This window comes from Streptosporangium album (genome assembly GCF_014203795.1).
GTDB classification, from domain to species: domain Bacteria; phylum Actinomycetota; class Actinomycetes; order Streptosporangiales; family Streptosporangiaceae; genus Streptosporangium; species Streptosporangium album.
Genome location: NZ_JACHJU010000011.1, coordinates 1 through 26,107 on the forward strand (window position 1 = coordinate 1; position 26,107 = coordinate 26,107).

General features: G+C 69.1%; 27 protein-coding genes and 3 pseudogenes. 16 read left to right on the top strand and 14 right to left on the bottom strand.

The annotated features are described in order from the left end of the window. Together FHR32_RS42445 and FHR32_RS42450 are read right to left on the bottom strand one after the other, a co-directional pair. A pseudogene (locus tag FHR32_RS42445) lies at window positions 1-284 on the bottom strand (radical copper oxidase GlxA); the annotation flags it as partial. Further along, complete coding sequence (locus FHR32_RS42450; RefSeq protein ID WP_184760232.1) at window positions 281-1,993, bottom strand: glycosyltransferase family 2 protein; 1,713 nt, start codon at window positions 1,991-1,993, stop codon at window positions 281-283. The pseudogene FHR32_RS42445 and the gene FHR32_RS42450, both read right to left, overlap by 4 nt. A gap of 258 nt (window positions 1,994-2,251) precedes the next feature. Here FHR32_RS42450 and FHR32_RS42455 point away from each other — a divergent pair, with 258 nt between their 5' ends. Further along, window positions 2,252-2,902: a nucleotidyltransferase domain-containing protein gene (locus FHR32_RS42455; RefSeq protein WP_184760233.1), complete on the top strand. Its 651-nt coding sequence runs from the start codon at window positions 2,252-2,254 to the stop codon at window positions 2,900-2,902. Then, a complete protein-coding gene (locus FHR32_RS42460; protein ID WP_184760234.1) occupies window positions 2,899-3,663 on the top strand; it encodes a nucleotidyltransferase domain-containing protein in 765 nt (254 codons plus the stop codon). The genes FHR32_RS42455 and FHR32_RS42460 overlap by 4 nt, the downstream gene beginning before the upstream one ends. A gap of 30 nt (window positions 3,664-3,693) precedes the next feature. Here FHR32_RS42460 and FHR32_RS42465 read toward each other — a convergent pair whose 3' ends face one another. The 3 genes from FHR32_RS42465 to FHR32_RS42475 form a co-directional block, all read right to left on the bottom strand. Further along, on the bottom strand, window positions 3,694-4,791 hold the full coding sequence (locus tag FHR32_RS42465; RefSeq protein ID WP_312882960.1) for an MBL fold metallo-hydrolase: 1,098 nt from the start codon (window positions 4,789-4,791) through the stop codon (window positions 3,694-3,696). Between the two features lie 165 nt (window positions 4,792-4,956). Next, a complete protein-coding gene (locus FHR32_RS42470; RefSeq protein ID WP_221466971.1) occupies window positions 4,957-5,259 on the bottom strand; it encodes an MTH1187 family thiamine-binding protein in 303 nt (100 codons plus the stop codon). 88 nt (window positions 5,260-5,347) lie between these two features. Then, window positions 5,348-6,073, bottom strand: coding sequence for an MOSC domain-containing protein (locus tag FHR32_RS42475; RefSeq protein WP_184760236.1), 726 nt, complete (start codon window positions 6,071-6,073; stop codon window positions 5,348-5,350). A gap of 26 nt (window positions 6,074-6,099) precedes the next feature. On the opposite strand from FHR32_RS42475, the gene FHR32_RS42480 reads away from it, so the two are divergent. From FHR32_RS42480 to FHR32_RS42510, 7 genes are all read left to right on the top strand, one after another. Beyond that, window positions 6,100-6,771: an endonuclease V gene (locus tag FHR32_RS42480; protein ID WP_184760237.1), complete on the top strand. Its 672-nt coding sequence runs from the start codon at window positions 6,100-6,102 to the stop codon at window positions 6,769-6,771. Window positions 6,772-6,794: 23 nt separating this feature from the next. Next, window positions 6,795-7,790, top strand: a complete 996-nt coding sequence (locus FHR32_RS42485) for an ankyrin repeat domain-containing protein (RefSeq protein ID WP_184760238.1) — start codon at window positions 6,795-6,797, stop codon at window positions 7,788-7,790. Between the two features lie 12 nt (window positions 7,791-7,802). Then, window positions 7,803-8,351 (top strand): hypothetical protein, encoded by a 549-nt coding sequence (locus FHR32_RS42490; RefSeq protein WP_184760239.1) that lies wholly within the window; start codon window positions 7,803-7,805, stop codon window positions 8,349-8,351. Window positions 8,352-8,545: 194 nt separating this feature from the next. Continuing rightward, complete coding sequence (locus FHR32_RS43895) at window positions 8,546-8,779, top strand: carbohydrate-binding protein (protein ID WP_246468809.1); 234 nt, start codon at window positions 8,546-8,548, stop codon at window positions 8,777-8,779. 270 nt (window positions 8,780-9,049) lie between these two features. After that, the gene (locus FHR32_RS42500) at window positions 9,050-10,513 is read left to right on the top strand and encodes an MFS transporter (RefSeq protein WP_184760240.1); all 1,464 of its coding nucleotides are present in this window, start codon (window positions 9,050-9,052) and stop codon (window positions 10,511-10,513) included. Window positions 10,514-10,702: 189 nt separating this feature from the next. Next, on the top strand, window positions 10,703-10,915 hold the full coding sequence (locus FHR32_RS42505) for a hypothetical protein (protein ID WP_184760241.1): 213 nt from the start codon (window positions 10,703-10,705) through the stop codon (window positions 10,913-10,915). Beyond that, window positions 10,912-11,349: a type II toxin-antitoxin system VapC family toxin gene (locus FHR32_RS42510; protein ID WP_312882961.1), complete on the top strand. Its 438-nt coding sequence runs from the start codon at window positions 10,912-10,914 to the stop codon at window positions 11,347-11,349. Before FHR32_RS42505 ends, FHR32_RS42510 begins: the two co-directional genes overlap by 4 nt. Before the next feature lie 122 nt (window positions 11,350-11,471). On the opposite strand, the gene FHR32_RS42515 is transcribed toward FHR32_RS42510, so the two are convergent. After that, window positions 11,472-12,008, bottom strand: a complete 537-nt coding sequence (locus FHR32_RS42515) for a GNAT family N-acetyltransferase (RefSeq protein ID WP_221466972.1) — start codon at window positions 12,006-12,008, stop codon at window positions 11,472-11,474. 298 nt (window positions 12,009-12,306) lie between these two features. Between FHR32_RS42515 and FHR32_RS47625 the strand changes: the two are divergent. Both FHR32_RS47625 and FHR32_RS45655 read left to right on the top strand, forming a co-directional pair. Next, window positions 12,307-12,420: pseudogene (locus FHR32_RS47625) on the top strand (hypothetical protein); the annotation flags it as partial. A gap of 25 nt (window positions 12,421-12,445) precedes the next feature. Continuing rightward, window positions 12,446-12,700 carry a hypothetical protein gene (locus tag FHR32_RS45655; protein WP_246468811.1) on the top strand — a complete coding sequence of 85 codons (255 nt, stop codon included), beginning with the start codon at window positions 12,446-12,448 and terminating at the stop codon, window positions 12,698-12,700. Between the two features lie 278 nt (window positions 12,701-12,978). Here the strand turns inward: FHR32_RS45655 and FHR32_RS42525 are convergent, their stop codons facing one another. The 4 genes and pseudogenes from FHR32_RS42525 to FHR32_RS42540 form a co-directional block, all read right to left on the bottom strand. After that, window positions 12,979-13,293, bottom strand: coding sequence for a hypothetical protein (locus FHR32_RS42525; protein ID WP_184760244.1), 315 nt, complete (start codon window positions 13,291-13,293; stop codon window positions 12,979-12,981). Between the two features lie 83 nt (window positions 13,294-13,376). Further along, window positions 13,377-13,912 (bottom strand): annotated as a pseudogene (locus tag FHR32_RS42530) (lysoplasmalogenase). 281 nt (window positions 13,913-14,193) lie between these two features. Continuing rightward, window positions 14,194-14,376: a hypothetical protein gene (locus FHR32_RS42535; protein WP_184760245.1), complete on the bottom strand. Its 183-nt coding sequence runs from the start codon at window positions 14,374-14,376 to the stop codon at window positions 14,194-14,196. Beyond that, window positions 14,373-14,654 carry a hypothetical protein gene (locus FHR32_RS42540; protein WP_184760246.1) on the bottom strand — a complete coding sequence of 94 codons (282 nt, stop codon included), beginning with the start codon at window positions 14,652-14,654 and terminating at the stop codon, window positions 14,373-14,375. Before FHR32_RS42540 ends, FHR32_RS42535 begins: the two co-directional genes overlap by 4 nt. 155 nt (window positions 14,655-14,809) lie before the next feature. On the opposite strand from FHR32_RS42540, the gene FHR32_RS42545 reads away from it, so the two are divergent. The 3 genes from FHR32_RS42545 to FHR32_RS42555 are packed head-to-tail and all read left to right on the top strand — an operon-like array spanning window position 14,810 to window position 17,147. Continuing rightward, window positions 14,810-16,504, top strand: a complete 1,695-nt coding sequence (locus FHR32_RS42545) for an MDR family MFS transporter (RefSeq protein WP_184760247.1) — start codon at window positions 14,810-14,812, stop codon at window positions 16,502-16,504. Next, the gene (locus FHR32_RS42550; RefSeq protein WP_184760248.1) at window positions 16,501-16,908 is read left to right on the top strand and encodes a hypothetical protein; all 408 of its coding nucleotides are present in this window, start codon (window positions 16,501-16,503) and stop codon (window positions 16,906-16,908) included. Before FHR32_RS42545 ends, FHR32_RS42550 begins: the two co-directional genes overlap by 4 nt. Further along, entirely contained in the window at window positions 16,908-17,147 is a 240-nt protein-coding gene (locus FHR32_RS42555) for an SPW repeat domain-containing protein (protein ID WP_184760249.1), read from the top strand. The genes FHR32_RS42550 and FHR32_RS42555 overlap by 1 nt, the downstream gene beginning before the upstream one ends. A gap of 100 nt (window positions 17,148-17,247) precedes the next feature. Here the strand turns inward: FHR32_RS42555 and FHR32_RS42560 are convergent, their stop codons facing one another. From FHR32_RS42560 to FHR32_RS42575, 4 genes are all read right to left on the bottom strand, one after another. Continuing rightward, the gene (locus FHR32_RS42560; protein ID WP_221466975.1) at window positions 17,248-19,392 is read right to left on the bottom strand and encodes an alpha-galactosidase; all 2,145 of its coding nucleotides are present in this window, start codon (window positions 19,390-19,392) and stop codon (window positions 17,248-17,250) included. Continuing rightward, window positions 19,389-20,213, bottom strand: coding sequence for a carbohydrate ABC transporter permease (locus tag FHR32_RS45660; RefSeq protein ID WP_221466976.1), 825 nt, complete (start codon window positions 20,211-20,213; stop codon window positions 19,389-19,391). Before FHR32_RS45660 ends, FHR32_RS42560 begins: the two co-directional genes overlap by 4 nt. After that, a complete protein-coding gene (locus FHR32_RS42570; RefSeq protein WP_184760250.1) occupies window positions 20,210-21,121 on the bottom strand; it encodes a carbohydrate ABC transporter permease in 912 nt (303 codons plus the stop codon). The genes FHR32_RS45660 and FHR32_RS42570 overlap by 4 nt, the downstream gene beginning before the upstream one ends. A 66-nt stretch (window positions 21,122-21,187) precedes the next feature. Then, the gene (locus FHR32_RS42575) at window positions 21,188-22,366 is read right to left on the bottom strand and encodes an extracellular solute-binding protein (RefSeq protein ID WP_184760251.1); all 1,179 of its coding nucleotides are present in this window, start codon (window positions 22,364-22,366) and stop codon (window positions 21,188-21,190) included. 231 nt (window positions 22,367-22,597) lie between these two features. Here FHR32_RS42575 and FHR32_RS42580 point away from each other — a divergent pair, with 231 nt between their 5' ends. Next, complete coding sequence (locus FHR32_RS42580; protein ID WP_184760252.1) at window positions 22,598-23,818, top strand: ROK family transcriptional regulator; 1,221 nt, start codon at window positions 22,598-22,600, stop codon at window positions 23,816-23,818. A gap of 93 nt (window positions 23,819-23,911) precedes the next feature. After that, on the top strand, window positions 23,912-26,107 hold a 2,196-nt coding region (locus FHR32_RS42585), incomplete at its 3' end, for a discoidin domain-containing protein (protein ID WP_184760253.1).

Sequence of the window (26,107 nt, forward strand, 5' to 3'; positions counted from 1 at the left end):
ACGGTCTTGAAGGTGCCCTTGTCGAAGTTGGCGGCGTTGTTGCCGGAGCCGGCGACGATGAGCACCTTGCCGGTCCGCAGCAGCGCCGCGTGGATGGCGTTGACCTTGAACTCGTCGGGGACGTCAAGGAAGCTCCAGTGCCCGTAACGCGCTTTGTAGTCGTCCCGGTTGATCTGGTAGCTGTGCCATTCCCTGGCGGCGAAGCCCGCGACGGCCGGCATGTTGACCCCGATGATCGCGGTCACCACCGCTCCGGCGATCAGGTTCTTCCGTAGACGGCTCAACGGTTACCTCGGCTGTTCCATGCCCAGGTCACCAGAGGACCCAGGCAGATCGTGAGGGCGAGGATCGCCCAGAGGGTCATGACCAGGTGGATGTGCCCGGTCCAGAACGTGCTCAGCAACAGCCCGCCACCGAAGGTCACGGCCCACCACAGGTGGATGCGGAAGGTGGCGATCTGGTCGGGGCTGGCCGAGTCCCCCTTGGGGGTGACGACGAACTTACTGGGCCGCCGCAGCACGGCCCCCAGCAGCGACGCCACGTAGATGGGGGCCGACAGCGCCGACATGACCATGCCGGCCACCCCGGAGGAGCCCTCCGGCTCGTGCGGGCTGACGTTGTGCCGCCGGTTCCAGGTGTAGAGCATGACCTGCAGCAGGGCCGCGTCGCCGTACAGCATCAGCCACACGTCCATGGGAACGGTGACGCCGGAGCCGCCCACCGCCATGAAGAGGGTCGCGCTCAGGCCGGCCAGCAGCCAGTTGAGCGCGGACATCGGGTAGAACGTCACCATCAGGCTGTAGTTGAAGAAGCGTCCGGGCGACAGCCGGGGCGCCGCCCGCCAGAACTGGGTGAGCAGCGTCTCGTAGGTGCCCCTGCTCCAGCGGAGCTGCTGGGTGAAGAAGTCGGTCCACGACGAGGGGCCCTCCCCCACGGCGAGCACGTCCGGGGTGTAGACCGACATCCAGCGCTCTCCGGTGCGCGGGTCGCGGGAGCGGTGGAACTCGATGCCGGTGGCCATGTCCTCGGTGATCGAGTCGTACAGGCCGCCGATCTGCTTGAGCGCCCTGATCCGCACGGCGTTGTTGGTGCCGACGAACATGGGCGCCCCGTACAGGTTGCCGGCGCGCTGGATCAGCGAGTGGAAGAGGAACTGCTGGCTCTCGGCGGCCTTGGTGACCCCGGCGGTGTAGTTGCCGTAGACCTGCGGGCCGACCACGAACGCCACCCGGGGGTCGCGGAAGTATCCGAGCATGCGCTCGCAGAACTCCGGCAGCGGCACGTGGTCGGTGTCGACGGAGACGAAGAAGTCGTAGTCGTCGCCGTGGGCGTCCAGCCAGCTGTTGTAATTGCCGTGCTTGGTCTTGGCTCGGAAGGAGCCCTTGGGCTGGTTCCACTCGGGCACGCCCCTGCGGCTGAAGTGGTGGGCGCCCAGCCAGTCGCAGAGCTCGCGGATCTCGGGGTCGTCGCCCTCGTCCAGCAGCCACACGTCGAGCACGCCGTCATGGCGGATCTGCAGGGCGGCCGACAGGGTCTCCCGGACCATCTCCAGCGGTTCCTTGCCGGGCACGCAGGTGGTGATGAAGGCCACCCGGCTGCCGGGATCGGGCCCGACCGGGACCGGATCTCTGGCCGCCAGCATGGCGTGCACGTTGGAGACCACGCTGACCAGGCGGAATATCTCGATCAGGGCGATCGAGACGAGCATCACCTTGTCGGCGACCGGGAGATACCAGGGAAGCATGTTGTAGGGGTCGGGCCGGACCGTCCAGTGCGCGGGCAGCAGCAGCCACCCCATCATGGTGAACTCGACGACGATCGCGGCCGCCATCAGCAGCACCGCCCGCACCCGGTGTGGCTCGCCGGCCAGCATGGAGCGGTACTTGACGTGGTACGGCACGCCCGGCTCCGGTTCGGTCAGCGGCCCGGCGAGCTGGCTGAACCGCTCGTAGTCATAGAGAATGATCTTCGATTCCTCGGGCGGCGAGCTCATCGGTCCGACGACCTCACATCACGCACAACGAAGATCGGCACTGTCCCCCCAGACGGATCGTCACCGGCCGGCCCGCGCAAAGGCATGGTCAAGCCCGGCTCGCAGATCGGTAAGCAGTGCAACATCATATTGGGACCGGTAAGGCCGGATTCCCCATACGCACCGGCGATCGGGGGGCTTTCTCTAGGAATGTCCCAATGGGAGAGCCCCGGCGAAAGGCCGTGGCGGCTCCGGGTGCCGGACTGGCACGCTTGGCGGATGGAAACACGGTTCGTCCCCGATCACCTGGCGCTGTCGGTGGTGGCCGGGTCCCGCGCCTACGGGCTGGAGACCGAGGACTCCGACGTGGACCGGCGCGGCGTCTTCGTGGCGCCGACCCCGCTGTTCTGGCGGCTGGCCAAACCGCCCACGCACGTCGAGGGTCCGCTGCCCGAGCAGTTCTCCTGGGAGGTCGAGCGGTTCTGCGGGCTCGCGCTGGAGGCCAACCCGACGGTCCTGGAGTGCCTGTGGTCGCCGATCGTCGAGCACGCCGCCCCCGCGGGTGAGGACCTGCTGGCGATCCGGCGCGCCTTCCTGTCCCGGCGCGCCCACCAGACGTTCACCGGCTACACCGACGCCCAGTTCCGCCGCCTGGACCCCGGACGCCCCAAGTGGAAGCAGGCCATGCACATGATCCGGCTGCTGCTCAGCGGCCTGCACCTGGTCCGCCACGGCGAGCCGCTGGTCCGGATGGACGACCACCGCGACCGGCTGCTCGCCGTACGGCGGGGCGAGATCTCCTGGAGCGAGGTCCAGCGGTGGCGCGCGGAGCTGACCGCGTGTTTCGACGGCACGAGCGCGCTCCCCGCCCAGCCGGACCGGCAACGCGTCGAGGACTACCTCGCCACCGTGAGAAAGGCGGCCCTGTGACCGTCACCCTGCCCACCTGGCTGCCGGAGATCCCCGCCGAGCAGGCCTGCCCTCCGGCCTTCGTGACGGTCAGCGGCGCGCACCTGTACGGCTTCCCCTCGGCCGACTCCGACGTCGACCTGCGCGGCGTGCACGTCCTGCCCCTGGAGCAGGTGGCCGGCCTGCGCACCGGAGAGGAGACCGTCACCCGCTCCTGGATACGGCACGGCGTCGAGGTCGACCTGGTCACCCATGACCTGGCCAAGTTCTGCCGCCTGTTGCTGCGCCGCAACGGCTACGTGCTGGAGCAGCTGCTCTCCCCGCTGGTGGTGGTCACCTCGCCGGTCCACCAGGAGATGGCGGCCACCGTCCCCGGCTGCCTCACCCGGCATCACTCCCACCACTATCTGGGCTTCGCCCGCACCCAGTGGCGGCTGTTCGAGCGCTCCGGCGAGCTCAAGCCGCTGCTCTACACCTTCCGGGTGCTGCTGACCGGCATCCATCTGATGCGCACCGGCGTCCTGGTCGCCGACCTGACCCGGCTCACCGGCCTCGTCGCCGGAGCCCCGCCCTACCTCGCCGACCTGATGGCCGCCAAACGGTCGGCCGAGCACGGCCTGCTGCCCGCGGACGCTCCCGATCCGGCGCGGCTGGCGCACGACGTGACGCGGCTGACCGCGGAGCTGGAGGAGGCCAGGGACGCCTCCGCCCTCCCCGAGGTCGCGACCTCGGGCGAGGCCCTGCACGACCTCGTCGTCCGCACCCGGCTGGCTGCCGTCTGAGGGGCCGCCCGTCGGTCCACCGGCGGCTCGTCAGGCGCCGAGCAGCTCCCACCAGCCGTCCAGCAGGGGGGCGTCGTCGACGTCGACGCGATCGCCGGGACGGGGGATCGCCAGGCGGACGTCGCGGGCCTTGGCCTCGTGCCACAGCCGATCGGCGGGCTCGGCCCACGGATGGACGGCCAGGGTGAAGGTCGCCCAGTGGACGGGCAGGAGGAGCCTGCCGCCCAGGTCGAGATGGGCGTTGACCGCCTCCTCCGGGTCCATGTGGATGTCGGGCCAGGCGGGGCTGTAGGCGCCGATCGGCATCAGGGTGAGGTCGAACGGCCCGTGCGCGGCGCCGATGCCGGCGTAGCCGTCGAAGTAGCCGGAGTCTCCGGCGTAGAAGACCCGCCTGGTCGCTCCCGCGACCACCCATGAGCCCCAGAGGGTGGTGTTGCGGGTGAGGGTGCGCCCGGAGAAGTGCCTGGCGGCCGTGGCGACGAACCGCAGGCCCGCGACGCTCGTCTCCTCCTCCCAGTCGAGCTCGACGATCCGCGAGGCGGGGACGCCCCAGCGCTCCAGATGGGCGCCGATGCCCAGCGGGACCAGGAAGGGCGCCGCTCCGGCGGCGGTGAGCGCGCGGACCGTGGCCTGGTCGAGGTGGTCGTAGTGGTCGTGGGAGATCACGATCGCGTCGAGCGCCGGGAGGTCGGCCAGCGGGGTCGGCAGCGGGTGCAGCCGCCGGGGGCCGACCAGCCGCGAGGGAGACGCGCGCTCGCTCCACACCGGGTCGAACAGGACGCGCCGTCCCTCGATCTCCACGAGCGTGGTGGCGTGGCCGTACCAGACGACGCTCAGCCCGGCCGCGGACGGCGGGGTGGATGGAGAGGTCACCAGCGGGACCGGGCCCGCGGGCAGGCGAGCGTCACGGTTGAAGATCAGCTCGCGGAGCATCCCCGGGACGCTGCTCACCGGCGGCGTGTAGGAGCCGGGCACGGTGTTGTGGAAGACGCCGTCGCGGAACCGCGGGGAGCGCAGCATCCGGGCCAGCCGCTCCCCCGTGGCCCGGCCGCCGAACTCCGCCGGAATGTCCTTCAGCGCCCACCCTGCGGCGGCCAGCGCCAGCCCGCCCACAACGAGACGTCCCACAGACCCTTTTCCCGCCACCGGCCCTCGCTCCCGAATAGTCCTGCCCCTGTAACCGATCTCGCCCCCGCCGGTGTTCCCGGCGGAGAAGACCCTCCGCACCCCCCACCCGGCGACGGACCGGGGAATCCGGACCGCGGTGCCCGCGGAAAGACGGCGTCCGGAAGTCTAGGGGGCGAGATGCCGTTCGACGGTGGCCACCTTGGCGTCCAGCCGCCCGTCCTGCCCGGCTCGGATGTCGGCCTTCAGCACCAGGCTGACCCGCCCGCACCGCGCCTCGACCACCGCGACCGCGTCCCGCACCACGGCCATGACCTCGTCCCAGGTCTCGCCCTCCACGGTGGTGAACATGGCGTCGGTCCGGTTCGGCAGCCCCGACGCGCGGACCACCCGGACCGCCTCGGCGACGAGCTCGCCGACGTCCTCTCCCACCCCGATCGGAGTCACGCTGAACGCCACAAGCACTGACATGTCCGGCCCCTTTCCCGAAAAGCTGCCTACCGCACCCTAGTTTCCCCGGCCCCACCGCCCGGGATCCGGGTGCGGTCACCACACCGTGTCACGGACCGTCCGCCGCGTCGACGACCGACCGGTCCCCGAGCCGGGCGACGCCGGGCCGGGTCACCCGCATGATCACGCCGAACTTGTTCTCGTGCTCCTGGATCAGCCACTTCTGCAGCTCGGGCCAGCGCTCCCGCCCGCCGGGATCCCAGCTGGGCACGGCGCACCGGATGCACGGTCCCGTGTGGTCCCCGGTCACCGTGAACTCCACCTCGCCCACGGTGACCGTGGTGCCGGGCCCCCAGCCCTCCTCGGCGAAGGCGGGGGCGTCGAGTTCGAGGTGCAGGTTGGGCCGGAACCTGAGCAGGTCGACCGGCGCGTCGAGTTCCTCCTCCAGCGCCAGCAGGGACGCCTGGGAGGTGACCAGCACGGTCGGTCCCCGGTCCTGCTGCCCGTCGGCCACGTGCAGACGGAGCGGCGTTCCGAGCGATCGGGCCAGCGCGTCGGTCAGGCCGGGGTCCTCCCACTCCCAGACGGTCCCGTCGGGGGCGGTCAGTTCCGGGGCGTCCCCGGTGCCGTAGGCGGCGGACCAGTGGAGCATCTCGGGGCGCTGCCGTACGGTCAGCGCCTTGCCCGCGTGGTTGTCGCGGCCGTCGATCAGGGCGTGGGCGCGGTCGCCCGCCATGCCCCGGCCGTCGAACAGCCCCTCCTGGAGTTCCTCTCCCCGCAACGACTTCACCGGCCACCTCAGCAGCCGCCGCAGAGCCCCACCGTGTCTCGTCATGCTCCAAAAGTAGCGATCATGTGTATATGAAGGTAGAAACCCCCCGCAGTATCGCGGAGGCCGAGGCGGTCCAGGACGAGCTCCGGAGCCTGCTGGACCTGACCGGCCCGGGCCCTCTCCGGCCCGCGCGGGTCGCGGGAGTGGACGTGGCCTACGACGGGGAACGGCTCGCGGCGGCGGTCGCCGTACTGGACGGGGTCACGCTGGAGCTCATCGAGCAGGTCACCGTCGGCGGCCGGGTGGCCTTCGACTACGTCCCCGGCCTGCTGGCCTTCCGGGAGGTCCCCGCCCTCGTCGAGGCCCTCGGGCGCCTGAGCACCGCCCCCGACCTGGTCGTCTGCGACGGGTACGGCCTGGCCCATCCCCGCCGCTTCGGCCTGGCCTGCCACCTGGGCGTGCTGACCGGTCTGCCCACGATCGGCGTCGGCAAGACCGCGTTCGTCGGCTCCTACCCCGACCCCGCCCCCGAGCGGGGCTCGTGGACCGACCTGACCCTGGACGGCGACGTCGTCGGCCGCGTGCTCCGCACCCGGCACGGCGTCAAGCCGGTGTTCGTCTCCGTCGGGCACCGCGTGGACCTCGACACGGCCTGCCGGAACGTCCTCGCCCTGACTCCTCGGTACCGCCTCCCGGAGACGACGCGCGTCTCCGATCGGCTGTCACGTACAGCCCTGGCGAAAAATGTCGTCTTAGACTGATTTGATCCACTCAGCGCTACAAGATGGGAACGACAGTGAGCGACGACGAGTGGGTCGGCGACAGGGACGCGTGGAGCGACACGAACTTGGCGGAGATCCGGGAACGGCTGGCAGACGGGTTCGACCCCGGACAGCGGCTCTTCTGGCTGCGTTCGACGCCTCTGCACCAGGCCGCCCAGGAGGGCGCGGTCAGGGTGATCGAGTTGCTCCTGGCCTCGGGAGCCGAGGTGGACCCCGCCGACAGTTATGGCGCCACCCCCCTGTGGGAGGCCGTCCGCCACGGCCAGGACGACGCCGTCCGCCTCCTGCTGGCCGCGGGCGCCGACCCCTGGCGGCCGTGCATCGCCGGGCGCTCCCCCGGCGTCCAGGCGCTCTTCACCGAGCTGGCGGACCTGTTCGCCCATCTTCCCGGGGCCCCTCGCATCAGCTCTCGGCTCCGTGAGCTCCAGGACACCGTCGACGACATGATGTTCTCCTACGAGGACTACAGCGAGGGCTTCTGCATCGCCTTCGTCGGCGGGGTGGCCGAGGACGAGGTCATCCGCCGCCTGGGGGCGCTCCCCGAACTCTGCCCGCCGATGGAGGCCGACGCGCTCCGGGAGGCCGAACAGGCCTCCCCCGTCGAACTGCTGCGGGTCGCCAGCCCGCCCGGGGGCGGTGTCGTGCTCTTCCAGACTGAGGGCGTGCTGCCGGTCCGCGACGCCGTGGCCCGGCGGGTCACCATGGGGGGCGGGATCCTCGTGGGCGCGCTGCCACTCGCCGGCACCTCGGTCGACATCTGGCGGGACGGGTTCACCATCGCCCGGCCCTCGGTCTATGACCAGCTCAGCGACGACAGCCTGCTTGAGCTGTGGATGTGCCGGTTCGGCGACTGCGGCGCACACCCCTCCACCTCCGTGGAGCGCATCCTGGCCCTGATGACGCTGCTGACCGCCACCTACATCACCGAGGAATGGCTGTGGAGCGCTCCCGTGCGGCTGGTCCCGGTCGAACTGCGCGGCGGCGGCCTCAATCGGTAGAGTCGCACAACCATGAGAAAGCACACGATCACTGCACTGTGGGACGATATTCCCGAAGACGCCGACGATCTCGTCCTGGTCCGCGGCGGATTCCGGCTCTACCTGTGCGCGTGCGGCAGGCATCTGGCCGACCGGGAGGCCGCCGAGCTGCACGCGGCGGAGACCAACCAGTGCACCACGTGTCTGGGCTCGGCCACCGAGGAGATCGTGCCGGACTTCTCCCAGGAGTGCACGGCCTGCGCGGGGACGGGCCGGCGCAAGGCGCAGCTCACCTGGGAGCTGGCCTACGTCGAGGCCGAGACCATGATCACAGTCGATCTCGTCCGCATGCTGATCGCCCCGCTCACCAAGCCGTTCCAGCTCTCCCAGGTTGCCGACACGGTCCGCGCCACCCTGGGCCTGCCGGTCGGCCGCCTGCCCGTGGGCCCGCGCGTCCGCGACGTGCTGCGCACCCTGGAGGCCGCGGGCGAGCTCACCCTCGTCTCCGCCCCGGACGAACTGCTCCGCGGCACCACCGTCGTCCTCTACCGCGATCCCTACTGGCAGCACGTCCTCGAATGAGTGCCCGGCGTCCCCCCGGAGACGGAGCCGGGCGCATGCTCCGCCGGGTGCACCGCTCGACACCAGGTCGGGGATCTGGCTCAGGTCGTTCTTGAGCCCCACGGCCAGGCCGTGCCGGTGCGTCATGTCGGCCAACGCCCGGTTGCAGACGAGCTGGGTGGCCGCGCTGAACAGATCGCCTTGGCGCCTCGCGCGTGGGGACCTACACGATCAACCTCAACGCCGACGGCGCGAGCACCAACCGCTCGGCCACCTTCACCCTCACCGTCGGAGGCGGGCAGGGCGGCACCACCTGGCAGACCTGGACCCCGTACGCGGCCGGGGACACCGTGACCTACGACGGCGTCGGCTACCGGTGCCTGCAGGGCCACACCTCACTGCCCGGCTGGGAGCCGCCGAACGTCCCCGCCCTGTGGCAGCGGACCTGACGACAATCCTCTAGCAGAGCACGGCGGGCCGGTCTGGCGGTCCTTCGGCGGAGTACGGCGGGCGGGCCCGGCCGCCCGCCGTACTCGTTTCCGCGGACCTCGCCCATGGTGATTGATTCATCCGGAAAGGGTAGGAATGCGCTGCTGAATTGCGGAAGGTTTCGCCGAGATCGAAGGCGAGTCACTCATGATGCTGCCCAGCCCCCCGCCCACGCCGCCCGGAGACTCCACGGGCACGCGGCCCTACCGCGTGATCCTGGGCGCGGCCGGATGAGCGCGGGGGCACGGCAGGGCGGGACGTCGACCGGCCAGGGAGAGCAGGGAGCGGATCCGCGCCGGTGGAAGGCGCTGACCGTCTGCCTGGTGGCCGGTTTCATGACGCTGCTGGACGTCAGCATCGTCAACGTGGCGCTGCCCGCCATCCGCACCGGGCTGCACGCCCCGCAGAGCGACCTGCAGTGGGTGGTGTCGGGGTACGCGCTCACCTTCGGGCTGGTGCTGGTGCCCGCCGGAAGGTTCGGCGACATGCGCGGCCGGCGCAACGTGTTCGTCTTCGGGGTCGCCCTGTTCACCCTGGCCAGCGCGGCGGCCGGGATCACCCAGAGCTCGACCTGGCTGGTCATCGCGCGGCTCGTCCAGGGGATCGCCGGCGGGGTGATCAACCCGCAGGTCAGCGGCCTGATCCAGCAGCTCTTCCGGGGCTCGGAACGGGGCCGGGCGTTCGGGCTGCTGGGCGCCACCATCGGCATCTCGACCGCGGTCGGCCCGCTGCTCGGCGGGCTGCTCATCCACCTGGGCGGCGACCAGGACGGCTGGCGGCTTGTCTTCTACGTCAACGTGCCGATCGGCGTCCTGGCCATCCTGCCGGCCTACCGCTACATCCCCGCCAGGGGCCGGGAGCGGCGACGGCGGCAGAGCGTCGACCCGGTGGGCGTGCTGCTGCTCGCCGTCGGCGTGGTGCTGGTGCTGCTGCCGTTCGTGGAGGGGCAGCAGTGGCAGGGCCAGGGCAAATGGCTGCTGCCCGCGGCCGGGATCGCGGTGCTCGCCGGTTTCGTGGCCTGGGAGCGCCGGTACGGGCGGCGTAGCGATCCGGTCGTCAACCTTTCGCTGTTCGGCAGGCGCTCGTACGCCTTCGGCGCCCTGATCGCGGCGCTCTACTTCGCCGGCTTCACCGCGATCTTCTTCATCCTCACCCTCTACCTGCAGGAGGGTCTGGGGTATCCGCCCCTGGAGGCGGGCCTGGCGAGCACGCCGTTCGCGGCGGGATCGGTGGCGGCCTCGGTGCTGGGCGGCAGGCTCGTCACCCGGTTCGGCCGCCCGATGGTGGCGGCGGGGCTGGTGACGGTCGCCGTCGGGCTGGCCGTCACGGAACTCGCCGTACGACTGGTCCCCGGCCAGCACGTGGCCTGGGCCATCGCGCTGCCTCTGCTCGTCACCGGCCTGGGCAGCGGCCTGGTGATCTCCCCGAACCAGACGCTGACCCTGTCGGAGGTGCCGGTCGCGGAGGCGGGCACCGCCGGCGGCGTGCTGCAGACGGGCCAGCGTCTGGGCGCCGCCATGGGCATCGCGGCGATCGGCTCGGTGTTCTTCGGCACGGTCGCCTCCTCGCACGGCGACGACGCCCTGGCGTTCCGGCACGCGCTGCTGGTCACCATCGGCTTCGTGCTGGCCGCACTGGCCGTGGCACTCGCCGACGTGGCCGCCGCCCGCCGCGGGGCGGTCGCCGCCCGATGAACCGGTACGGCGGGCGGGAGTGGGGGCCGCCCGCCGTACCTCGGTCAGGTGAACCCGCTCGGATGCCTGTTTCCGTGCGGGCCCGAGGGAACTGCTGACACCTACAACGGTTGAGGGGTGCCTCGGCCTCGCTGTACTCACTCATCGCAAACCCCTGACTGCCTCTGTGTGAGCATCTACAATCTCTGCGTGACCATTTACACTGGGAGCATGAGCGGACCGGCGGACGCATCCGGCGCGGAGGCAATCGACTACGAGGCCATCCGGCGGCGTTTTCCCTGGGTCGGCTGCTTCGACAGCGGCGAGGACGACCTCTCGTCCCGTTACCGCGACATGATGGCCGAGGCCCTCCGTGACCGAGAGATCGTTGAAGCGATCGACGCCGCCCGGCATCGTCCGTGAAGAAACTTCTCTGCGATTCAGGCCCGTTGATCGCCACCAGCGATCGAAGGGACACCCATCACAGCCGATGTGTCCAGATGCTTGGGTCCTGGCCGGGAAGCCTGGTGATTCCCGAACCGGTTCTCGGAGAGACCTGCAACTTTCTCCGGAACAACATACGGCGCGGCGCCTTCCTCGAAGCGACGCTGCTCGAACAGTTGACCGCCGGCGACTACGAGATCGTGAACCCCACGCAGGCGGATCGACGGCGAGCCACCGAGCTTGTTCGGCACATGGTCGCGGCACCACTCGGTTACGTCGACGCCACGGTGATCGCGATGGCGGAGCGCCTCCACATCACCGATGTGGCCACGACCGATCTGAAGTTCGTCGGCATGGCTCAGGGCATCACCAAAATCAGACCCCTCGCCTGGCCGTTCCACGAACTGCCCTGAGAGCCTGCTGACTAATGGTTTGGTTGCCTGATGCAGGGGTCCGATTGTCTTGAGCGAATGGCGCCTTATTTGCTCACTTGGTGAGCGATGTCGGCGTAGGTGGGCGGTCAGGCCTCTCGCTGTCAGGATGGTCGAGCCACGTACGCTTGCTTGGCATCGGCAGAGAACCCGCAGGCGCGGTAGAAGGCGTGGGTCGCAGGTCTGCGAGAGCCTGTCATCAGCATCGCTTTGTAGCAACCCGCGTCCCATGCGGCCTGGAGGGTGCCGGCCATGATCTGCTTGCCCAGCCCGGTGCCTCGCCGTGATTCCTCGACGACGACGTTCTCGATGATGGCGTAGGGCGATGCCGATCGGGTGATGTTGGGGATCACGTTGAGGTAGGACGTCGCGACGATGACCCCGTCCAGTTCCAGCACGAAGAGATGTAGCGCGGGAGATTTCAGAATCTGCTGGAAGACCACCACATCGGAGCCGTCCTTCAGCTCCGGGTCATCAGGCTGCAGTTGCCGGTAGAGGCGGATGATGTGCTCGAAGTCGCCGAGCCGGCCTCGCGGAACATGCGTGGAGCATAGCCAACGCGCCGAGCCCTTCTCCTTGCCGGTGCCACCGCGCAGGCGAGCCGAGATGCGGAGGTGGCGCCTGCCAGGCTCGCTCCTCAACGACACCGAGTGCCCAAGTTGGCTGATCCCCTCTAGCTGCGACCGGGATCGGGGATGTCCGGGATAAGGTCATCATCGCCTGATGCGCCCGCGGACAGGAGCGGGCTCCTGATAGCTGAGATGTTGTCTACGCAACTCGGCGACCAGAAGCCCGTGGTTGTCTGTCTGCACCTCTACGTCCTTGAACGCCAGCGGTTACGCCTCACCGGAGTGCCGATGTCACGACCGGAAACCGGCCTATCCGTCGGATCTGACCGATGCCGAATGGGCGGTGCTGGAAGGCGAGGCGCGGGCGGTGATGGCCGAGCTGGTCGCAACCACCGGCAGGCCGATGGTGCATGACCTGCGCGCGACACTCGATGCGATCACCTATGTGACCAGGTACGGGGTCGAGTGGCGGGCCCTGCCGGTGGACTTCCCACCGCATGAGACGGTGTATGCATTCTTCCTGCGCTGGTCCCGGCGTGGGCTACCCCGAACGGCTCGCCATGCACCAGATGACCCGCCACCCGACCCGCGAACCAGCAGGTCAACCGCCCCATGGCCGCTGGGAAGACCCGCCGGCGCTGCCGACCTTGTCCAGTCCCGACCGGCGCGGCAAGGTCCTGGAACTCCTGGCCGCCCAGCCCTGGAAGGCCTGGAAAGGGGCAGAGCCGGGCGGCCGCCGGGCGAGGGGCGCCTCCGGCGCGTAAGCCCTCAGGCCGGATCCCGCAGCCAAAGCGCCGACACTTGGTCAGCGATCTCCGAGCTTCCTACACATGGCATAGCCGCGTCGCTCTCCGAGGCAGGCAGAAAGGCGCAATCGGGGTGTGCTATGCAGCCCTGGTCCAGCACGCCTTCGGCCATCGCCGCCTACTGCGTCAGGTCTCAGCTGAACTCCGCACGAGCGCACCGCGATGCCGCGACAGTGCGCCAACCTGACGCGGGGGGCCGGCCGGGGTGAAGCGGCAGGCGCGGGTGAGAGCCGGACTCAATCGGAGGCCATCCGTCGGGCAGCGTCGTGGACAACGCTCTCGGCGACGCCGAGGACAGCGATCTCGCGGGCTCGGCGGACCGCCTGAGCGTCCTCTTCGGTCGCGAGGACATCACGCCAGCCCCAGAAGCCTCCGGCGGCGTTGTACACGATCTCCCGCACAAGGCCGGGAGCCAGCTCTTCCCGGGGTCCGTGCTCCCAGGTGCACGCATACGCGTCACAACGTTCGATCTTCGAAGGCCGGAGGGTCTGTGTCTTGTCGCACCCGTGACACTGCACCGTCACTTTCACGGCTCCCTTGCGCTTACCCACCACGCACCTTCTTTCCGGTTGCGGCAGTGACCGCGCGGGCTGTCCGGTTTTCTCTGGTTCGCGCGACCGCTGCGGCCCAGCTCTCAGGAACGGAGGCGATTGACGATACCCGAGGCCAGGAGGTATTGGGCGGCAATGTAGGTGGTCATGACCACGAGGCCGTTCATCGGAGGGCGGGGAAGGTCCGCCAAATCGAACGCGATCAGCGTGTCGGACAGCAGGAACAGGGCGCCGCCGGCCCCGATCCGAAGGCCGTGTCCGGCTGCGGTCATCGCGGTGGCGGTCAGCAGCAGCGAATAGCCGGCCACCGGCAGGCGCAGGTCGCCAAGGCCCGGCCAGAGGGAGAACACCAGGCCCGCCCAGATGACGGCGTAGATCACCGGGACCACCGGGCGGCGGCGCAACCCGTCGAGCGCCCCCTCCCGGACGAAGTAGGTCACGTAACAGACGTGCGCCCCGGCGAACAGGGCCATCCGGCCAGGAAAAGACCGTCGATCTCCAGGGCTACGTCACCGCCCCAGGAGAGCAGGAGCGCCGCCACCAGCGGGCGCGGTCCCCGCCGGGCCAGCACCCAGGCCGCGAGCAGTGGCATGAGCAGTGCCTTGGTCAGGGAATCCATCGGGCCGACGTCGGCGGCGACCAGCGCCAGATGAACCGCGGAACAGAGCCAGAAGGCGACCAGGACAGTGCGGGAGAGCGGCCCGGCCCGTAGAACATCATTCTGCACATGTGGATGTTAAAGCCTGCCGCCACGGTGACCCAAGACACTCGGGCCACGGAGTGGGAGGCGGTCGCCGAAACCGCCTGATCTTTCCACCGCTGGCCGGCGGCCGCCGAAGTCCTGCCGTCGGGTGTGATCGCGCATACGGCCCGGCGACCGCACCCGACGGACGGACCTGACTACTCCGAGAAACCGTTGCGCCTCAGCCGATCGATCAACTCATCCATGGTCTTCGGCTCCAGCCACGGAGACTCTCCGGCGACTCCCAGCGGCTCCTTACCGCCGACGAGCGCGGACCGACCGGACTTCTGCTGGGCGAGGAGCGGATCTTCGAAGACCAGGCCCTGCGGCGGGACGCTCACAGCACGGGCCCCTGCTGCCAGCCGTCCACCACTCCGGCCGCGACGATCGGACGCCTTCCGGCCAGGACCTCCGGCGAAGGCGCCGGATCGTAGTCCGCTTCGGCTCCACGAAGAACCGACACGTCAAGGGCCCCGCCGGAGGGTTCCTTGACGCTCGGCTCATGCCCATGGCTTGACAGCGCCTCGGCTTTCTCGCCGTTCTCTCCTTCTTGAGCTGCGCATCCGGTCAGCAGCAAGGCGGACGCGAGTAGAGCGGTGATGCCAGAACGCTTTTTCATCGTCACCTTCCCTCCGGCTCAGAACCACGCATTGGGGTGATCATGAGGGCGGTCGGTGCCACGCGGCGGAAGATATGTTGGTTCTGCATACGTCGAACGGGCTCTCTGCGTAATGTCATCGCTACAAATCGTGACTGAAGCGGGGGTTGTCGTTGTTGACTCGCGCGCAGATCCGGCTCGTGATGGCCGGACTCATGCTCGCCATGCTGCTCGCCGCGCTGGACCAGATGATCGTCGCCACCGCGTTGCCAACGATCGCGCAGGAACTCGGCGGGCTGGACCAGCTCTCCTGGGTGGTCACGTCCTACCTCCTCGCGTCGACGGCCGGAACCCCGCTGTACGGCAAGCTTTCCGACCTGTACGGCCGTAAGCGGGTCTTCCAGAGCGCGATCGTCATCTTCCTGATCGGCTCCATCCTGTGCGGTCTCGCCCAGAACATGGCTCAGCTGATCGTCTTCCGGGGGGTTCAGGGGCTGGGCGGCGGCGGTCTCATGGCGCTCGCGATGGCGATCATCGCCGATGTCGTCCCGCCCCGCGACCGGGGTCGCTACCAAGGGCTCTTCGGCGGTGTGTTCGGCCTGGCCAGCGTCGCCGGGCCTCTTGTCGGCGGCTTCTTCACCGACCACTCCACCTGGCGTTGGATCTTCTGGATCAACCTTCCGCTCGGGGTGGTCGCCCTCGCCGTGGTGGCGGTCACGCTCCACCTGCCCGGCAAAAGGGTGCAGCACAGCATCGACTATCTCGGAGCCGTCCTCCTGGTCGCCGCCGTGTGCTGCATCCTGATGGTCACGGTATGGGGAGGTAGAACGTACGACTGGTCCTCCTGGCAGATCATCGGCCTCGCGGGTGTGGGCACCTGCCTGGCCGCGGCCTTCGCCGCCTGGCAACGCAGGGTGTCCGAACCCATCCTGCCGCCACGGGTCATCGCCCATCCCGTGGTCGCGGTCAGCGCGGGGCTGTCGCTGCTGTCGGGTGTCGCGCTCTTCGGCGCCATCGTCTACCTGCCCGCCTACTTCCAGATCGTCCGCGGCGACACGGCCACCGAATCCGGACTGGCCCTTGTCCCGCTGACCGGCGGGGTGATCGTCTCCTCCATGGTGAGCGGATGGCTGATCTCCAAGACAGGCCGGTACAAGGCGATGCCCATCCTGGGCGCGACGGTCCTGGCCGCTGGTCTCTACCTCCTCAGCCTCGTCGAAGTCGACACCTCCATGGCCGTGCTCATGACCTTCACCGTCGTGGTCGGCCTCGGCGTGGGCGGCTTCATGCAGGTGCCGCTGGTGGCGACGCAGAACGCGGTACGGCCCGGCGACATCGGCAGCGCATCCAGCGCGATCGCTTTCTTCCGCACGCTTGGCGGCTCACTGGGGACCGCACTGTTCGGCACGGTCCAGATCCGCGCCCTGGAGGAGGAACTGAGGAGGGCCGGCCTGCCGGCGCAAGCCGTACAGCTCGATCCTGAACTCCTCAAACACCTTCCCGCCATGCAGTTGCGGGAGTTGCATGAGGCGTTCACCACGGCCGTCCAGGCCGTCTACCTGTGGGCGATACCGTTCGCGATCGCCAGCCTGTTGCTCGCGCTGTTCCTGAAGGAGATACCGCTGCACGGGCGTACGTCCACCCGGCCGGGCGCGGTGACCCTTGCAGTGACCGGCGTCGCCCTCACGTGGCTCGCCGACCGGCTCGAACACGGCGGATCACCGCGACTGGTCGCAGCCGCCGCCCGGCTTGTCCCCGCCGACCAGGCCGGTGACGATGCCACCCGCGCCCGCGTAGCCTCCCGTCAGGTCCTCAGACCACTGGCCGGGCAGGTCCTCCTCGCGGCATTAACGGAAAAGGAGAGGAAATGACGCGTTACCTGGCCGGCCTGATCACGGCGACCGCCGCTCTGGGCGTAGGGGCATGGCTGCTGCTCGCGCCGTACGCGCTGAACTACCCCTCCGGTGGCGCCGCGTTGAAAGTCGATCTGTGGACGGGAGCGGGAGTGTGCGCACTCTCCCTGGCCACCATCCTGGTGTGGGTGCGAGCATGGCGTGCCCAGCTCCGCGCCGACGGGCTTCTCCCCGAGCGTCCCACCCCGCAGCCCGGCATGCCGGACGAGCCGGACCAGCCGCTCCCCGCCGCTACCGCGCCGACGATCGAGGACCTGCACAGCCTGCTCAAACCCCTGGTGGCCGCACTGGCCGCCGATCAACTGGAGCACGCGGGCAGCAAGGTCAGCGGTGCGACCAGCGGGCACACCGAGGAGGCGTGATGAGCAGACTGGGAATCATCGGTATCGGCCTGCTCTCCGCAACCGGGATCTGGCTGGTCGCCGCGCCGTTCGTGACCGGCCAGCAACCGGACGACGCGACCTGGACGACGGCCACGCGCAACGATGTGATCGTTGGTGCCCTGCTCATACTGCTTGGCTTCACCGGCTTCTTCACCGTGCTCGCGGGTCACATCGCCGACATGTACGCCAGGGCCGGCCGGCCGGCCGCTCGCCAGTGACCGCGGAGTGGCCGAGCGGAACATGGCGCCTTCCACGCGATCCGGCCGGCTCCCGGTTGCCGATGGCAGGGTCACAGCCGGGAGCTACGGGGGGCGGCGGTCAGGTCACGAGCTCGAGATGGACCAGTGTGCTCGCGTAGTCGCCGGTGAGCCGCGGAGTGACGCCGTGGCCCATCAGCACCGCGCCGGAGAGTGCCACGCCGCCGTCCATGCGATAGACCCCATCCGGGTCCAGGCCGCGCAGCGGGACCGGCCGAGGTTGGCTGTCGTACCGCTGAGCCTCCTGGTAGACGAGGACGACGGACTCACGCCGATCCGCTGTCACGTACTGCACCGCGGACGCCGACCCGGAGGGTTCCCCCAACCGGTGCAGGCGGCCGCGCTGAACGACGTGGCGGATCTCCTTGTACTGGCCGACGAGTCGCCTGGCCGTCTCCATCTCCTCGTCGGTCCAGGCGGTCAGGTCGCCGCCGATGCCCAGCACCCCGGCCATCGCGACGTGGAACCGGTAGGTCAGCGGGACCCGGCGCCTGTTGATGAAGGTCGGCACGTCCGTCACCCAGCACGACATCGTGCGGGCCGGATAGAGCTGGCTGAAGCCGTACTGGATGTGCCGCCGGTCGACCGCGTCGGTGTTGTCCGAGACCCAGAACTGGTCCGACCTCGCCATCATTCCGAAGTCGACCCGGCCACCACCGCCCGCGCAGGCTTCGAATGCCACACCGGGATGCTTGCGCCGCAACGCGTCGATCACCGTGTAGACGCCCGTCACATGGTCGAACCATAGCCGTCCCTGCCGGCCCGGCTGCTCCGGCCAGCCCGTATCGGTGAACGGGCGGTTCATGTCCCACTTGACGAACTGGATGTCGTTGGCGGACAGCAGTGCGTCGAGCTTGCCGAAGACCCAGTCGACCACGTCGGGGCGGGCCAGATTCAGGACCAGCTGATGACGCATCAGGTTCGGTTCGCGGCCCGCGAAGTGATAGGTCCACTCGGGATGCGCCCGGTACAGGTCGGAGTCGGGATTGACCATCTCGGGCTCGATCCACAGCCCGAAGCCCATCCCGAGCGCGTGCACGGCGGCGATCAACGGTCGCAGGCCGTCGGGAAACCGGTCGCTGTTCACCCACCAGTCGCCGAGGCCGGCCCGGTCGTCGGCGCGCCGGCCGAACCAGCCGTCGTCGAGCACGAAGAGCTCGCATCCGAGGTCCGCGGCCTGCCGCGCCAGCGCCCGCTGGCCCGCCTCGTCGACGTCGAAGCCGGTGGCCTCCCAGGAGTTGAACAGGACCGGCCGCACCTCCTCGGCGCCCGGCAGGACGTGGCGCAGCGCGTACTCGTGCCACGCGTGGCTCGCCCCGCCGAAACCGTCCGCGGTGAAAAGTCCCGAGCTGACCGGGGTCCTCAGCACTTCCCCCGGTTCGAGCCGGCGCGGGCCGAAGCCTTCGTGACCCCAGCCGAACAGCACCTGGGCCGGGCCGTCCAGTTCCCGTTGGGCGAGCATCCGCCAGGAGCCGCTCCAGTGCAGCGTCGCGCTGAAGACCCGGCCGAACTCCTCTGTGGCGGTCCCGTCGTCCATGGCGAACCACGGGTTCGCATGGTGGCTGGTGATCCCGCGGCGGCTCTCCAGAACGAGGTGGCCGTCGGTGAGATCGATCTGGCGCAGCTGCGTCTCCGCCGCCCAGCGTCCGGTGAGATGGGACATGCGGTGCCGTGCCTGTTCCGGCACCACCCATGCGGCGGAGTCCAGCCGGTGCACGTCGACGGCGTCCGTGGCCGAGTCGTTGCGCATGACCGCCCAGCGGTCGATGACGTCACTGTCGTCGTAGACCCGGTAGTGCATGGTGACCGTCAGCTCGTGGTGTCGCACCTCGAACCAGAGCACCAGGTCCCGGTGATCGGGGCCGGCGATGATCTCGTGTCTGCTGAGGCGCCACTCGACGCTGCGGACGGCGCCCGGGAACTCCACCGTCAGCGCGGACCGTCCGAACTGCAGCCCTCCGTCGAGTGGATACTCCTCGTGCCCGTTCGATGCCGACCGGAAGCACGGCCATTCGGACGCCAGGCGTTCGGAGGCCGCCGTCGCCAGGTAGACCGCGTCCTGCGCCGTGATGGGCGGGCCCCAATAGGTGTGGATCGGGATGTGGTCCTCGCGTCCGACGTACGCCGAGTAGGACGCGCGGGGGGTGTCCAGCAGCAGCACTCCGGTATCGGTGTCGTACGTCACCGCGGACGGGCGGGGCCTCACTTCACCGATCCCGCGGTCAGGCCGGCCACGAACTGCTTCTGTAGTGCCGCGAAGAACAGCAGCACCGGAAGCGAGGCCAGGAACGAGAACGCGTACAGCGTGCCGAAGTTCGTCGAGTACTCGCCCACCGATCGGTAGACCCCGACGGTCACGGTGGTGCCTGATTCGGGGCCGAGGATCACCAGCGGGCTGAGGAAGTCGTTCCAGACCCACACTCCGAGGAAGATCATCACGCTGGCCGCGGCCGGCCGCAACGTCGGGAACACCACCTGCCAGAACAGCCGCAAGCGGCTCGCGCCGTCGATGCTGGCGGCCTCCTCGATGTCCACCGGCACGGTGCCGATGAAGCCGGAGAAGACGAACACGCCGAAGGGCAGGTAGTAGGCGACGTTGCTGAGCACCACGCCGGGGAGCGTGTTCATCAGCCCGACGGCGTCGAGGACCTGCGTGATCGGTTGCAGGATCACCGCCGGCGGGATCATCAGGCCGGACAGCAGCATCAACAGTGCCGGCTTGGTCCAGCGTGCCTTCGAACGCACCAGGTAGTGCGCCAGCATCGCCGACGACAGGGTGAGCAGAACCACTGACAGCACGGTGATCTGGACACTGTTCAGCAGCGCCGACCAGAACAGGCCGTCCTCGCGCCCGAAGACGGCTCCGAGGTTCTCCCCGGTGGGCGGTGCGGGCAGCCCCAGAGGCGAGGACTGGATCTCGTCGGCGGGCTTCAGCATGCCGGTGACGACGATGTAGATGGGGAAGAAGAACAGCGCGGTCAGTGCGACGGCGAACACCGGCCGCACGATCTCGAACCGGGCTCTCACAGGTGTACCTCCCGACGTTGCAGCAGCCGCAGGACGACGGCGGTGATCGCGACGATGACGGCGAGCATGATCGTCGCCTCGGCCGCCGCGAAACCGATCCGGTCGCCCCGCACGCCCTTCTCGATGACGTCGAAGGCTATGGACACGGTGGTGTTCCGCCCCGGCCCGCCGTTGGTCAGCACCAGGATGTGTTCGTACACCTTGAAGCCGCTGATCAGCAGCATGACGGTGTTGATCGTGACCGCCGCCGCGATCATCGGCCAGGTGACCGACCGGAAGCGCCGCAGCCGGCCGGCCCCGTCCATGAGCGCCGCCTCGTGGAGCTCCTTCGGAACGGAGTTCAGGCCGGCGATGTACACCACCACGCAGAAGCCCAGCATCTGCCAGCAGAGGATCCCGCTGATCGAGAAGAGCGCGATCCCCGGATCGGACAGCCAGCGCGGTGCACTCTCCACCCCGAAGTCCACCAGGATCGCGTTCAGCACGCCGTCAGGCCGCAACAGGCTCTGCCAGATGACGCTGACGACGATCCCGCTCAGGATGACGGGCGTGAAGAACACCGAACGCAGCAGCCGGTAGAGAACCGTCTCCCGATTCAGCAGCAGGGCGATCCCGAGTCCCAGGACGTTCGGGACGATCACGACGATCGCCGTGACGACGGAGGTGTTCTTCAGAACCAGCCAGAACTGGCCGTCCTGGACCAGCCGGCCGAACTGTCCTAACCCGACCCGGTTGGCCTGCGGGTCGAACCGCGTCCGGTCGGTGAAGCCGAGCACGATGGTCCAGACGATCGGCACCAGCACCAGCACCGCGTACAGGAAGAGTCCGGGCAGGGCGAATCCAGAGAACTCACGCGCTCTGCGCAGCCAACCGCCCTGGACGGGGTGGTGGCGGGGTGAGCCGGGCATGGGGGCAGAACCTTTCAGTCATGGACGGGGGGACGGATGAGCGGTCCGCCCTCGCGGAGCTGTGGCCTACTGAAGGGCGGCGTACTCGTCGTCGAGCTTTTTCACCACGGCGGCGGCGTCGGACGTGCCGTCGAGCAGTTCGACCGCGATCTGCTGGATAGGCGTGGTGAACTCCGCGGGCAGGCCGTTGTCACCCTGCTCGATCGAGAAGGCCGGCGTCACCGTACCGTCCTTGACCGCTTTCTCGTAAATGGCCAGCGTCGCCTTGAACAGCGTCCCCATATCGGCCGGTGGCCGATATCCGGCCACCGTGTTGAACGTGCCGTCGGCCTTGGTGAAGGCGTCGGCGGTCTCCTTGTCCCTGGTCCACTCCAGCGCGAACCTCTTCGCCAGCTCGACGCTCTCGGCCTTCGAACTGACGCTCAGGCCACCGCCGGTCAGGTTCGGCACCACGGCCTTGCCGTCGTCGCTCGGCCAGGCGAAGACGCCGACCTCGAACGGAGGCTTGTCGTTGTCCGCCGAGGTGGCGAACCACGAGCCCATCGGGTACATCGCGGCCGAACCGGCCCGGAACGCCTTCTCGTGATCGGCGTAAGATCGGCTGGTGCCCTCCTTGTCGAGGTACCCGAGCTTGGACAGCTGCGCGATCTTCTCGGTTGCCTTGACGAACGCGGGGTCGGTGAAGGTCTTGGTGCCTCCGGTGATCTCCTTGTCGAAGTTCGGGTCCCGCAGGAAGACGTCGGTCCCGAGGGCACCCACCCACGGATACATGCCGGCGAACGTGTCCTGGCCGCCGCCGCCGACCGCGATCGGAGTGATGCCGGCGGTCTTCAGCTTGGCGCACGCGTCGAGGAGCTCGTCCCAGGTGGTCGGCACCGCGCCGATCCCGGCCTTCGCGAAATCGTCCTTGTTGTAGTAGAGCAGCGACTGTGGCTGGGCGTTGGTGGGCAGCTGGTAGACCTTGCCGTTGATCGCTCCGGACTGCGGGTAGGCGTACTCCTTCAGCTCCTCGGCGGTGAAGTCGGCGAGCTGGCCGCCCTCGGCGAACCCCTGTGGGTTGACCGCCATCATGATGTCGGGCAGTTGCCCCGAACCGGCCAGCTGCTTGGCATAGGTGGTGCGGTCCACATTCGGGGTGACCAACTTCTTGATCTTGATCCCGGGAACCTTCGCGGAGACGCGCGCAATCGCCGAGTCCCACAGTGCGGCGGGCAGGTTGGGCGTCTCGAAGGTGAGCATCGTCATCTCGGCCGCACCACCGGACGGACTCTCCGTCGTACCACCGCTGGCGCAACCGGCGAGAGCTACCGTCATGAGCGTCGCCGCAGCGACCGTCCCTCTCCAACGTGGTGCCATGAGCGTCCCTTCGGTCCCGCTGCCGCGGAGCGGTGGTGAGCAGTTCCTTGATCCGTGCAACGATAATATGCAGGTTGGTTTGCATTATTATTGATCGCGAGCATAAGGATGATTGATCCGATGAGTCAAGACAGTGAAGCAGCGGCCCGATTGGGAGACTCGTCGTTGCTTCGACGGCTGAACCTCGCCGCCGCGCTTGGTGCCTTCATCAAGTCGCCCTCTCTCACCCTGCGCGAACTGCGGGAGATCGTCGGCGTCTCACGCCCGACGGCCGAAGACCTCCTCGCAGAACTGCTCGAATACGGGCGGGTGGAGGAGACCGCGGCGCCGCGGCAGCCGGCGGGCAGGGGCGCGGGGCGCCCGGCGCGCCACTTCCGCTTCCGCGCCGAGTCCGGTTACGTGAGCGGGATCGACATCGGCGCGCACAAGACGCTGGCCGTGGTGACCGACCTGCGCGGCAACCCGCTCGCCCTGCACCGGCGGGACCTCGACCCCGGCCTCCCTGCGGCCGACCGGCTGCGGGCCGCGGTCGACACGGCACGGGCGTGCTGGGCCGACGCCGGACTGGAGCCGGGTGACATCACCGGCGTGGCCTGTGGCGTGACGGGGGCGCTGCGGGCACCCGAGGGCGTGTTCGACGTGGCCGCCGGCCCGGCCGGATCGGGCCTGACACCCTACTCCCTGCCCGGATTCACCGAGGTGGACGTCGCCGCGGCACTCTCCAGCGGCCTGGGCCTGAAGGTGACGGTGGCGAACGACATCAAGCTGGCCGCCCTGGCCGAGCACTGGAAGGGCGCCGCCCAGGATCACCGCGACATCGTCTACATGTTCGCCGGTCACCGCGCCGGCGCCGGCGTGCTGCTCGACGGGCAGGTGCACCAGGGTCGCCACGGCGCCGCCGGCGAGATAGGAGCGCTGCCCATGCTCGGCTGGGAGTCGGCGGTGGAGCGGCTGCACGCCCGAGGCGCCGAGCTCGCGGCGGGCAACACGTCCATGCCGGCGGGACGCGAGGGCGAGCTGGTCATCGCCTCCGCGGCCCTGCAGGACCCGGAGAGCATCGCGGTGCTGATCGAGTTCGCGGAGGTCCTCGCGCGCGGTGCCGCCGTCCTCACGCTGGCGGTGGATCCCGAGATCGTCGTCCTCGGCGGCGGCATGTCACGCGGTGGAGCCATCATCGCCGAACCGTTCCGCCGCGAGCTGTCGAAGCTGATGCTCTTCCCGATCGAGGTGGTCACCTCCACGATGGGCGCGGACTCGGTGGCCCTGGGCGCCGCCCGGCTCGCGCTCGACGCGGTCTTCGCCGACCTGCTGGACGTCCCCGGGGTTGATCCGAGGTCTTGACCGCGGCCACCGCCGGTTGGAATCATCTGCTCTCGCAATAGGCAGCCTTGTTTGCATTATTCGCCCGATCTGCTCAACCAGAGAACGGTGGCCATGAGACTCCCCCCTCCATTCCGTACCGGACCCGGACATCGGCGACTTCGGTCGCCGGGCGCCGCACCCCGCTCCCGGCGCTTCGCCGGGGTCACCCTCGCACTGGCCTTGGCACTTGTCGCCGCCCTGCTCGGTGCGCCGCCCGCGAGTGCCGAGGTCGAACACCCTCGTCAGCAGTGGCTGCGGGACTCCACAGCCGGCCTGTTTCTGCACTGGGGCATGTTCACCGCTCCCAGCCACACCGATTGCGCCGCATGGGAACGCGACGTGACCGAGGGCGGCTGGAACGCCGACTACTGGGTCGACGAGGCGAAGAAGCTCCGGGCGTCCTACATCGTGCTCGCGACCTTCCACAGCAGGCTCGGCTACGCCCGGCCGTGGCCCTCGGCGATTCCGGGCAGTTGCGCGACGGAGCGCGACTTCCTCGGCGAACTCGTCGCAGCCGGCAAGGCCAAGGGGGTCCGCGTGCTGCTGTACATGACGGACGACCCGCAGTGGCACAACGAGTTGGGTGTCGAGACGCTCGACTCCGCCGCCTACTCCGCGTACAAGGGCCGGCAGGTCGACCTGACCACCCGCGACGGTTTCGGGATGTACAGCTACGACCTCTTCCACGAGGTGATGGACAACTATCCCGACATGTCCGGCTTCTGGATCGACAACGACAACGCCTACTGGGAGCGGCACCAGCTGTACGAGCAGGTCCGGGCCAAGCGGCCGTCCTGGTTGTTGAGCAACAACAACGAGGACACGCCGATCATGGACACCGTCAGCAACGAGCAGAAGACCGGCATCACCCCGGCCTACGACTACCCGCAGGCCACCTTCACGCCGCTGCCGCGGCTCACCGAAGCCGACTACAAGCTGCCGACCTCCGGCGCCTGGTGGTACGACGGCAAGGACAACGCGGTCGACTATGGACTGAGCATCGGCCGGTACGTCGCCAACGCAGGCTCCTCGATCAAGTCGCTCATGGCCGAAACCGCGATGGTGAACGGCAGGTTCCCGCCGAGCCAGGAGAAGTTCAACAACTTCATGGACGGCTGGCTCCCCGCCATCTGGCCCTCCCTGCAGGGCACCGAGGGCGGCGGATACATGTACGGCGGCATGCAACCGGGCTTCTGGAACGACGGCGCGCACGGGGTCATCACGGTCGACGACGACGCCAGGACCCAGTACGTGCACGTGATGACCAGACCCAAGGGTCAGGACACGGTCCGCCTGCGTGACAACGGGTACCGGGTCACCGAGGTCACCGACGCGCGGACCGGCAGGCGCATGAAGTTCAGTCAGTCCGGTGGGTATCTGTCGATCCTCGGTATCGACGCCTGGGACACCTACGACACCGTCTTCAAGGTCCGCACCCCCGGCCGGCAGCACTTCTACGAGCCGTCCGTGGTGAAGGCCTCGGCATCGGCCGCCAAGGACGGGCACCCCGCGGGCAACCTCGTCGACGGGGACCACACCACCTACTGGGACAGCGACGGCAATCAGCCGGTATCGGTGACGCTGGACCTCGGCAAGCGCCGCAAGGTGGCGTACCTCGCCGTCAACCAGACCGAGTGGTCACCCACCCATGCCCGCGAGTCGTTCGGGCGGCCCGAAGACTCCGCCCGGATCATGGACTACCAGGTCTACGCCAGCGAGGACGGCAAGAGCTGGGGCGATCCGGTGCGCAGCGGCGCGATGAGGAGTGCGCGCGGCGTCCAGTTCATCGACCTTGGCAAGCAGAACTCGCGCTACCTGAAGCTCGAGGTGCTGAACACCTGGAGCGGCCCGCAGGCACCGCCGTTCTTCAAGCAGCTCAAGATCGACGAGGTCAGGGTGGCGTCCGACTACCCGCGCCACACCGTCGACGGGCTGCCGCTGGAGGCGGAGTCCAAGCACAACGACCGGAACGGCAAGGCCCGCTCCTCCCAGTGCGCGGCCTGCTCCGGCACCAAGCAGGTCACCGGGCTCGGTGGCGGCTCCCGCGACTCCGTCACCTATCGCGACGTCGAAGTCGCCGAGTCAGGCGACTACCGGCTCCAGCTCGACTACACCACGGCCACGGCGAGTTCCTTCTCGGTCAGCGTCAACGGCGGTACGCCGATCACGGTACCGGTCGACGCCACCGGCCCGGAGGTCCCCGCCGGCAAGGCGATCGCCGTGCCGCTGCGCGCCGGGTCCAACACGGTCGATGTGTTCAGCGACGCC